The 8,747-nt window shown below is 67.7% G+C and carries 9 protein-coding genes; 7 read left to right on the forward strand and 2 right to left on the reverse strand.

What is annotated here, in order from left to right:
• Positions 1 to 287 precede the first annotated feature (287 nt).
• The 6 genes from ACFV6D_RS29830 (at position 288) to ACFV6D_RS29855 (ending at position 5,662) form a co-directional block, all read left to right on the forward strand.
• Positions 288 to 1,763 (forward strand): RHS repeat-associated core domain-containing protein, encoded by a 1,476-nt coding sequence (locus ACFV6D_RS29830; RefSeq protein ID WP_380561832.1) that lies wholly within the window; start codon positions 288 to 290, stop codon positions 1,761 to 1,763.
• 828 nt (positions 1,764 to 2,591) lie between these two features.
• Positions 2,592 to 2,789, forward strand: a complete 198-nt coding sequence (locus ACFV6D_RS29835) for a hypothetical protein (protein WP_380561834.1) — start codon at positions 2,592 to 2,594, stop codon at positions 2,787 to 2,789.
• A gap of 94 nt (positions 2,790 to 2,883) precedes the next feature.
• Positions 2,884 to 3,294, forward strand: a complete 411-nt coding sequence (locus tag ACFV6D_RS29840) for a hypothetical protein (protein WP_380561836.1) — start codon at positions 2,884 to 2,886, stop codon at positions 3,292 to 3,294.
• A 283-nt stretch (positions 3,295 to 3,577) separates the two neighbouring features.
• Entirely contained in the window at positions 3,578 to 3,778 is a 201-nt protein-coding gene (locus tag ACFV6D_RS29845) for a hypothetical protein (RefSeq protein ID WP_380561838.1), read from the forward strand.
• Between the two features lie 262 nt (positions 3,779 to 4,040).
• A complete protein-coding gene (locus ACFV6D_RS29850) occupies positions 4,041 to 4,397 on the forward strand; it encodes a type VII secretion target (RefSeq protein WP_159398533.1) in 357 nt (118 codons plus the stop codon).
• Entirely contained in the window at positions 4,394 to 5,662 is a 1,269-nt protein-coding gene (locus ACFV6D_RS29855; protein ID WP_380561840.1) for a hypothetical protein, read from the forward strand. The genes ACFV6D_RS29850 and ACFV6D_RS29855 overlap by 4 nt, the downstream gene beginning before the upstream one ends.
• A 43-nt stretch (positions 5,663 to 5,705) precedes the next feature.
• Here ACFV6D_RS29855 and ACFV6D_RS29860 read toward each other — a convergent pair whose 3' ends face one another.
• Together ACFV6D_RS29860 and ACFV6D_RS29865 are read right to left on the reverse strand one after the other, a co-directional pair.
• Positions 5,706 to 7,148: a M1 family metallopeptidase gene (locus ACFV6D_RS29860; protein WP_380561842.1), complete on the reverse strand. Its 1,443-nt coding sequence runs from the start codon at positions 7,146 to 7,148 to the stop codon at positions 5,706 to 5,708.
• 23 nt (positions 7,149 to 7,171) lie between these two features.
• Positions 7,172 to 8,152 carry a M20/M25/M40 family metallo-hydrolase gene (locus ACFV6D_RS29865; RefSeq protein ID WP_380561844.1) on the reverse strand — a complete coding sequence of 327 codons (981 nt, stop codon included), beginning with the start codon at positions 8,150 to 8,152 and terminating at the stop codon, positions 7,172 to 7,174.
• A gap of 143 nt (positions 8,153 to 8,295) precedes the next feature.
• Between ACFV6D_RS29865 and ACFV6D_RS29870 the strand changes: the two genes are divergently transcribed.
• Positions 8,296 to 8,747: response regulator transcription factor (locus ACFV6D_RS29870; RefSeq protein WP_380561846.1), on the forward strand; the 452-nt coding region annotated here is incomplete at its 3' end.

The raw sequence follows: 8,747 nt of genomic DNA on the forward strand, positions 1-8,747 counted from the left end.
CCTCGCCTTGCTGTTGACGTTGGGGGGGGTCGGTGCGCCGTGTGCGTTCGGCTTGTGTTCGGTTTCGAGCCCCCCCCCCTCGTTTGGGTTGGTGGGGGCGGCTCTCGTAATGGAGCATGGGCGACGCGGGGTCGGGGGTCTTCGTGGTGCTGCGGGACTGCTACTCCGGGGGTGGCCGAGAGATCTGTCTACGGGAGGAGCGGAAAGGAGCGGTGGCCAGGCGGGGCGGCCAGTCGCCGGGGGAGCGCGCAGCGGGGCTTCTCCGGGATGTAGGGGCTCGGAGAGCGATGGCTTCAGCGCCCGGTTGGAATTCCAAGTGGGCCACCTCCACCTGGAACGCCGCCGACTCGGCCAACGCCTCCACGCTGACCTGGGACGTCGAGGGCAAGCTCGCCTCACTCGCCCAGGGTTCGGCCGTCACGACGTACGTCTACGACGCCGACGGCAACCAGCTGATCCGCCGCAACCCCGGCAAGGTCACCGTCAACCTCGGCGGCGGCGACGAACTCACCTACGACACCGGTACCAAGACCAGCACCGGTACCCGCTACTACAGCATCCCCGGCGGCATCACCCTGGTCCGCGAGAGCCCGACCAAGCTCACGTACCAGTTCGCCGACCACCACGGCACCAACACCCTGTCCATCGGCCGCGACAGCCTCGTCGAGACCCGTCGCCCCACCGATCCCTTCGGCGCCCCCCGCGGCACCACCTCCAGCACCACCGCCTGGGCCGGCGACAAGGGCTACGTGGGAGGCCTCAAGGACGACGCCACCGGCTTCACCAACCTCGGCGCCAGGCAGTACCAGCCCAGCACCGGCCGCTTCCTCAGCCCGGACCCACTGCTCCTGCCCAACGACCCGCAGCAGTGGAACGCCTACGTGTACAGCAACAACGACCCGGTCAACAAGACCGACCCCACCGGCATGGCCCTGGAGGAGTGCGCCAGCGGGATGGCCAAGTGCTCCAACATGGGCACCAAGGTGGAGAGCGAGGGGCCGAACTACCAGAAGATCGTTGAACAGAACAACCGCGACTACTACGACACTGCTCGCGAGGTGGGGTTTGGGCCGACGCCCGCATATTCACAGAGGTTCGCTAAGTCGGGTCCCAGCAATGGCGGTGGTAACGGCATCATCATGGCGAGGTTCTACATCCATATGAAGAGTGCCGCCTTTGGGAGTTTGCTGGGGGATAATCGATCCTGGTCGAATTCGCCCGCCGATAGCGCGCGCATGACCGTTTTCTGGGATACCGATACCGGTAGCGCAACGTTTACCGTGTTGCCGTCAACTGTGGCGGGGCATCACGATACGGTAATTGGCGGTACGTCGCGCCATCCGACTACGCGGAATGTCTGGGTGCCGCCGCAGATAGTTCCAGCGAAAGAGATCGAAGAGGGCGATAGTGACTGGGGCACGTCATTGAGCCACAAGAATTCGGTTAAGTTCACGCAGCTGGACGGCAAGGGCCTTCATGCCAGAATTCATGGAATCAACAGCAAGGTGAGGGTATTTGGCGTCGACAATTCCCTGGATATAGATCTTGGGCCGTCCGGAGTTTCTGTTACTCGACGAGGTGATCGCTATCCCGATCTAGAAGTGGTTCAGTATCGTCGAGGAGAGAGTCCCCACGTGATTGCCAGGGATGGGATGGGCCAATTTTGGGGAGATCCTGGTCTGCTTGCAGTTCCGTTTGCGTCATCCGTCTTCTCGCCTTCGGGCCGTACCTACCAGAATGGCGGGTGTGTATCAGAGTGCTGATTAACAGATTTAATCGAGTCGGCTGGTGGTTCAGTCGGGCGCTGCTGAGATATCTTGCGGTGTGCGTGGCTCCCGTGTGCGTTTTTGTGCTCGTTCTTGCAGCATTTGCGCCCGGAGGGCATGACGCCAATGGATTCCCTCGACCCGACTTCCTGGATAGCCTCAAGCTGCTGGCGCTTATATCGATCACAATAACTGTCCCCACGCTGTTCTTTCTCTTCCTGGTCTCTTTTTGGGCGGCCAGGGGGAGGAATGTCCGGGGGGTGGCCGCCGTGTTGTTTGCTCTGCCCCCACTGCTCTATCTCCTTGCGGGTGCTTGGCCCTTCCTGCTGATGAGCGTACTTGGTGTGATCTACGCAATGGTAGTGATGCCCGCGCCTGCTCCTAGATCCTGATTTTGCGACATCTGGGTCCCCGGGCGCGTGATGCGCATCGGGGACCAAGGTGTTTATTCTGGGCACCTACGGTAACTTCCCGTTCAATCCTGGTGGGGCTCATCGAGTAATCGCTCGGCGAGTCCGCCAAGAGTTAGTATTCCAAGCAGCAGGACGGGGAGTGGCTGACGATGACTGGCGTGGACGCTGGTCAAGAACCGTTCTCCCGGCAATAGGCCGCTGGCTGTGGATTGCCAGTAGGTCTCTGCGATGAGCGCCCCATCCGGTTGCCGGATGGGGCGCTCATCTTTTGAAGGGCTAACTCGTGGAGCTGTTGCGTGGAGGATTGCAAGTGAACGAGGAAGGCTAGTGTTCAGGCGAACCGATGGATTGTCGGTTCTCGCTGGGCGGTGCTACCGTATGCGGTCGCTTTCCTGTGAAGTCAGGAGTTTTGATGGTCGTGCTTGGGATGCTGATACCGGTTGTCCTGGGATTAGCCTTGGTCACAAATTTTCGCGGTATCCGCGATTTCTTCGTGGAGGGTGCTGAGAAGAAGTCGATCCCGGTGATCGCGCTGGTTGTCGGCTGGTTCTTCATCGTGGTTCCTGGGACGGCTGTCCTCGGTATGGCCGTCAAGGCGCTCCTGCAGTGACCTGTTCGGACTGCCGCAGATAGCGGCGCACAGCTTCTGAGGCGGCGGGGCGGTCTTCGACGGCCTCGCCGCCAGATCCTTTGATGGAGGGTGTGTGAAGGGGCAGCGAATTGTCCTGTGGAGTGTGCTCGGCGGGCTGCTGGGTGTCCTCGGGTTGGGCTGGGCGGTGTGGATGATGGTCCGACTTTCCGGGCCTGATGTGCCTGATCCGGTCGGACGGTGGGCCGGAGGAGCGGCGGCTGTCGAGCTTCTTCCGGAAGGGCGGGTCGGATCGGCACAAGTGCCGGCCCGTGTGTGCAGCGCTGCCTTGGTGGACCGGGAGCAGTCGACGGAGATCGAGGGGCGCTGGAAGAAGTCGGTTCTCGATGACGTGGGGCCGGGGGTCTATGTGGATGCGACTCGGAAGGATGGGAGCGGTAGTTGTCGGTTCTGGCTGACGGCCGAGGAGAACGGGAAGGACCTGTGGGTGCTGGTCAGTCAGGGGTTCGTCATGAAGAAGGACTGAGATGTCGCGGTGGATTCGATTCCTGGCGGTATGGAACGGGGTGGGAGTGATCGGGATGCAGAGGCCGAGCCGGGTGCGTGGACGTGGGAGGCTGCCTGTTCTGGCTGTCTGTGTGGCATCGGCTCTGCCGCTGGCGGCTTCGTGCACGGTGGCGAAGGAGCCTGTTCCGGCTGTCATTGGGTCCTGGAAGGCGCCCGTTGCTTCGATTCAGTTCCTGGAGGGCGGCAAGCTCGGCGAGGTGAGCCTGCTCCCCGCCATGTGTCGTGGAGGGAAGTCCCCGACCGTGGTGAAGTTCACCGGCACCTGGAAGTACGGGACGCTTTCCGACGCCGGACCTGGTGCGGTCGCCCAATTGGTCTCCGTCGACGGTGATCTGAGGTGCGAGCGGTTCTTTCAGTACGTCAAGCGCCAAGGTGAGGAGCGGTTGGGACTGACCGGTGTGGACGACGGTGGCGTGCCGTTCGCCGCGTTCCTTCGGCAGTAGGTCCGTTTCGAGAGCCGCCCCATCCGATGTATCGGATGGGGCGGCTCTCGCGATGGAGCATGGGCGACGCGGGGTCCGGGGGCGTCAGGGGGGTGTCAGGAGTGGGGCGGTGATCGTTGGGATGTCGTCAAGAGTGGTCGAGGTCCGGGGTGGGGTCGGGTGAGGTGGGTGGGTGCCGAGTCCTCCGTTGCCTGATGTGCCTGGTCCCACTGGTGGTTACCGCAATGCGCCTACCGGGGTGCCGCCGTACGGCGGGCTGGCGGTGCCGCAGCTGCCGGCTCTGGACGGGACGCTGGTGGTCGACTTCGCGTTGGTGGGCAAGGCCGGGGCGGATGCGGGGCGGGCGGCCGACGGCATGGCTGCTGCCTGGACGGCGCTGAGTTCTGCGGCCCTGTCCGGCGCGGCGCCCTGGGGGGATGATCCGGCGCTCGGGCAGGGCTTCGACCAGGTCTTCGCCCAGCCGCGGGACGATCTGCTGAAGGCGGTGCAGGCGCTGCCGGACACCTTGCGCAAGCTGGCCGATGCCCTAGGCGCCACTCGCAGCACGTTCGAGAAGGCCGACGAGCATGCCACGGAACTCGCCTGGACGTTCCCGGTGCCCGGTAGCGGCGGCGCGTGATGGCGGTCGACGCCCCCAACGCCTCGCTGCCGGACGGGTTGCAGAACCTGCTGATGATCCTGGTGGGGAACAAGTGGCCCACGGGGAACGAGAGTGCGCTGCGGGCCGAGGCGGATGCCTGGACCGAGGCGGCGAAGTCGATCCGTGCCTGTGTCCTGGACCTGGCGGACGCCAAGTCCCAGCTCGACCAGGGTCTGAGCGGTGCCACCAGGGACGCGTTCGACGCCTATCTGGCCAGGCTCGCCGTCGCCGACGACGCCGCGCTGCCGCTCATCGCCCAGTGCTGCGACGCCGCCGCCGACGCGCTGCACAACCTGGCGAACCAGATCGAGACCCTGCGCATCGAGATCATCGGTGCGCTGGTGGTCCTGGCCGTTCAACTGGCCATCGACGCCGCGTTGTTCCTCTTCGGCGGGGCCGAGGCGGCGCCCGTGGAGATCGCCTTCACCAGGGCCCTGGTGTGGGCCTTCCTGCGAAAGGCGTTGATCAGTGCGGTGACCCGGGTCGCCGAGTCGGTGCTGGCCCAGGTGGGCTTCGACCTGCTGGCCCAGGTGATCGAGCTGGGCCAGGGCCACCGCACGTCGATCGACGGCGGCGAGCTGGGCACGGCCGCCATCAACGGGGCGGTGGGCGGCGCGGTCGGTGTCGGTGCCGGGTGGCTGGGCAAGGGGCTGGGCAAGGGCCTGGGCAAGGGGCTCGGGAAGGGCTTCACCTCGCTGACCGGCAAGGAGGCCGGCGCGTTCGCCAAGGGCGCGGCCGGGCTGGTCTGGAACACCGGCTACGGGGCGCTGACCGGGATGGCCGAAGGTGCGGCGCAGGATGCGGTGTTCGGGTTGTCGGGCGACTACGTCTCCGGCGCGGCCAACGGCGCGTTCGCCGGGGCGTGGGGGTGGCGGCACGGGGTGATGAACCCCGGGAACAAGTTCTCCATCTCGCCGGGCGACCACATCGAGGGCTGGCTGAACGGTCGGCTGGAGGGCCCGCGCCCACCGCGCGGCGGTACGACGGGGGACGGCACGCCAGGGGGCGGCCCGTCGGAGATCGAGCTCGTCCCGGTCGGGGACCTGCCCCATGAGCTGCCGCCGCTGCCGCCGCAGGACACGGACCTCTCGGGCCTGTTCCACGAGATGGGCCACTTCCCGGCCCCCGTCGGCGACTTCAGGCCGACGCACGGCGGTACCTCGGTTCCACACCGCCCGCAGCCGAGGACCGTCTCCGACATCGTCCTGGAGGAGCTCAGCCCGGGCGTGCGCCAGCCCTCCTGATGGGGGATCAGGAGGGCTGGCGTCGGTGCGGGGGGCGTGGGGGCTATCGGCTGGCGGGCGGGGCGAGGGGGGCCAGGGTGCCGGGGTAGAGGTATTCCTTCGCCGGGATCGTGGTGCCGTGGGCCCAGGCGTCGAAGAAGCCCTTGAGGTCCTTGCCGGAGACCTTGGCGGCGAGGGCCTCGAACTGGGGGAAGGAGGCGTTGCCGTAGGCGTGGTCGGAGGTCCAGCGCTTGAGGGTGGCGAAGAACGTGTCGTCTCCGACGGTGCGCCGCAGGGCGTGCATCATCAGGGAGCCCTTGAAGTAGAGGGCCGAGGCGAGTTCCTTGCCCTGCCCGGGGTCGTAGAGCTTGGTGGACCAGTACTCCGGCTTGTTCCGGTTCTCCTCGACGCCGGGGGCGTAGAAGCCGGTGTCGAGGTTGCTGCCCTGGTGTTCGTCCCACAGCTGGTTGGCGTACTGGGCGACGCATTCGGCGATGCAGCCGTCGCGCCAGTCGGTGAACGAGACGCTGTCGCCGAACCACTGGTGGGTGATCTCGTGGACCGCCGCGGAGTCCCAGAAGTAGTTGGTGTAGGTGGGCCGGCTCTGGGTCTCCAGGTCCGGCGCGCCGGTGCCCGTCTCCTTGGTCCAGCTGCGGACGATGGCGCCCGCGGAGGAGAACGGGTACGGGCCGAACTTGGAGGCCAGGAAGGCGATGATCTCGGGCTGCTGGGCCTCGGTCGCCTTGGCCATGTCGTCGATCGGCACGTCCGGGCCGTAGGCGGTGATGACCGGCGTCCCGTCGGGCAGCGCCGAGCGGTGGACGGTGAACTTGTCGATGGCGACGGTGCTGAGGTAGGTCGCCATCGGCTTGTCCTCGCGCCAGCGGAAGGTCGTCGAGCCGTCCTTGCTGGTGGTCTGGCCGGGCCGGCCGTTGCCGATGGCGGTCCAGCCGTCGGGGACGGTCGCGGCGAGCGAGAAGGTCGCCTTGTCGGACGGGTGGTCGTTGGACGGGAACCAGGAGGTCGCCGAGTGCGGCTCGCCCATCGCGTTGACGCCGCCGGACACCAGTTGGTGCCAGCCCTCGGGGTCGGGCTTGCCCGCGTACACCACCCGCACCGCGAAGGTGGCGCCGCCGGTCACCCGGCGGGCGGGCACGATGTCCAGCTTGTGCGTGCCGGAGCGGGAGAACGCCTTGGCCGGAGTGCCGTTCACGGTGACGGAGGTGACCTGGAAGCCCTTGAGGTCCAGGGAGAGGCGGTCCAGCGACTGCAGGGCCCGGGCGGTGACGGTCGTGTCGCCGTTCAACTGGTCGGGGTGCGCCGGGTCGTAGGCGATCCGGACGTCGTAGTTCGCCACGTCGTAGCCGGTGTTGCCGTCCTCGGGGAAGTACGGGTCCCCGATGCCGGCCGCTCCCGCGGGGGCGGCGGTCAGGGCGACGCCGAGGGCGGTGGCGGCGGCCACCAGGGTGACGGCCTTGCGGCGGTGGCGACTCAGCGGTGTGCGCATCTGTGGCTCCTGGGGGCGGGCGGTCAGGACCGGGTGGCGGCGGAGGCGGTGGCCGGGGCGGTGGGGGCCGGAGCGGTGGGGGCGGCGGGCTTGGCGGGGGCGGGCTTGGTGGTGGCGAACTGCCAGACCACGCCGATCATGGCGTTGGTGCTGGTCGCCTGCGTCGCGGGGTCGACGTTGGCGAGGTTGTCGCACGCGCTGTGGATGCAGTCCGAGACGCCGCTGCTGAAGCCGGACGACGGGATGCCCGCGTCCCCGAACGGCTGGCTGTCGGAGCTGTCCAGCGGGATGTCGAAGGTGGCCAGGCCGCGGTCGGTGAACCACTTCTCGAAGGCCTGGAAGGCCGCGGTCTCGTTGTTCTTCGCGTCCTTCACCAGCAGGTACTGCTGGAGGTTCTTGCTGCCCGCCTGGTCGAGGTTGAGGTACAGGTCGATGGCCTTGCGGTCACCGGCGGACAGGTTCTTGACGTAGTCCGCCGAACCGACCATCCCCAGCTCCTCCGCCCCCCACCAGGCGAAGCGCAGGTGCCGCTCGGGCTTCAGCTTGGCCTTGGCCACCTGGAGGGCGGTGGTCAGGACGGCCGCCGAGCCGGAGCCGTTGTCGTTGATCCCCGGGCCCATCGTGACGCTGTCCAGGTGGGCGCCGGTGAGCAGCACGTGGTCGGGGTCGCCGCCCTGCCAGTCGGCGATCAGGTTGTAGCCGTCCTTGCCGTCGTGGGAGAAGCGGCGCAGCTGCGTCTGGAAGCCGGCCCGGTCCAGCGCGTGCTTCATGTACGCCACCGACTCCGCGTACCCCTTGGTGCCGTGCGCGCGGTTGCCGCCGTTGCGGTCCGCGATCCGCTGCAGGGCCTGGAGGTGCGGCATCACCTCGGCCGCCTCGACGGTGGGCGCGGCGGGGGCGGGCCTGCGCTCGGCGGCCGTCGCCGCGACGGCGGGGACGGTGGACAGCAGCAGGGCGGCCCCGAGGACGTGGGCGGCGAGGGACACCAGACGGCGGGAGGGCATCACGCGGGAGCCTTTCGGAGGCGGGGCCGGGGGGCTTCCCCCGGCGGACTCGACCCACCCTGGTCCGTCGATGTCAGGAACTTGTCGAGAGGCTGTCGGGAACCGGTAGGGGTGCTTCCGGAGGGCGACTTACGATCATCCTCATGTGCGCACATGTCGTGGTCGCCGAGGACGATCCCAAGCAGGCCGACCTGGCCCGCCTGTACCTGGAGCGGGAAGGGCACCGCGTGGTCGTCGTCCACGACGGCCGGGCCGCGCTGGAACAGGCCCGGCGCGGCCCGGCGGACCTCCTGGTCCTCGACGTGATGATGCCCGTCATGGACGGGCTCGACGTCTGCCGCGCCCTGCGCGCCGAATCCGCCCTGCCGGTACTGATGCTGACGGCCCGCACCGCCGAGGAGGACCTGCTGCTCGGCCTCGACCTCGGCGCCGACGACTACCTCACCAAGCCGTACAGCCCGCGCGAGCTCGTCGCCCGGGTCCGGGCCCTGCTGCGCCGCGGGTCCCGGCCGCTGACCCCGGGCGCTCCCGCGCCGGTCGGTAACCGGTCAACCCCCGTGCTCCGGCCGCCAGCGAGGCCCGCATTCCCTAACCC

Source organism: Kitasatospora sp. NPDC059812, assembly GCF_042732075.1.
GTDB lineage: Bacteria > Actinomycetota > Actinomycetes > Streptomycetales > Streptomycetaceae > Kitasatospora.

Excerpts from the sequence above, each read along its gene's own strand:
- ACFV6D_RS29860 (WP_380561842.1), bottom strand. The coding sequence starts at position 7,148 with ATGCGCACACCGCTGAGTCGCCACCGCCGCAAGGCCGTCACCCTGGTG.
- ACFV6D_RS29835 (WP_380561834.1), top strand. The coding sequence starts at position 2,592 with ATGGTCGTGCTTGGGATGCTGATACCGGTTGTCCTGGGATTAGCCTTG.
- ACFV6D_RS29830 (WP_380561832.1), top strand. The coding sequence starts at position 288 with ATGGCTTCAGCGCCCGGTTGGAATTCCAAGTGGGCCACCTCCACCTGG.
- ACFV6D_RS29865 (WP_380561844.1), bottom strand. The coding sequence starts at position 8,152 with ATGCCCTCCCGCCGTCTGGTGTCCCTCGCCGCCCACGTCCTCGGGGCC.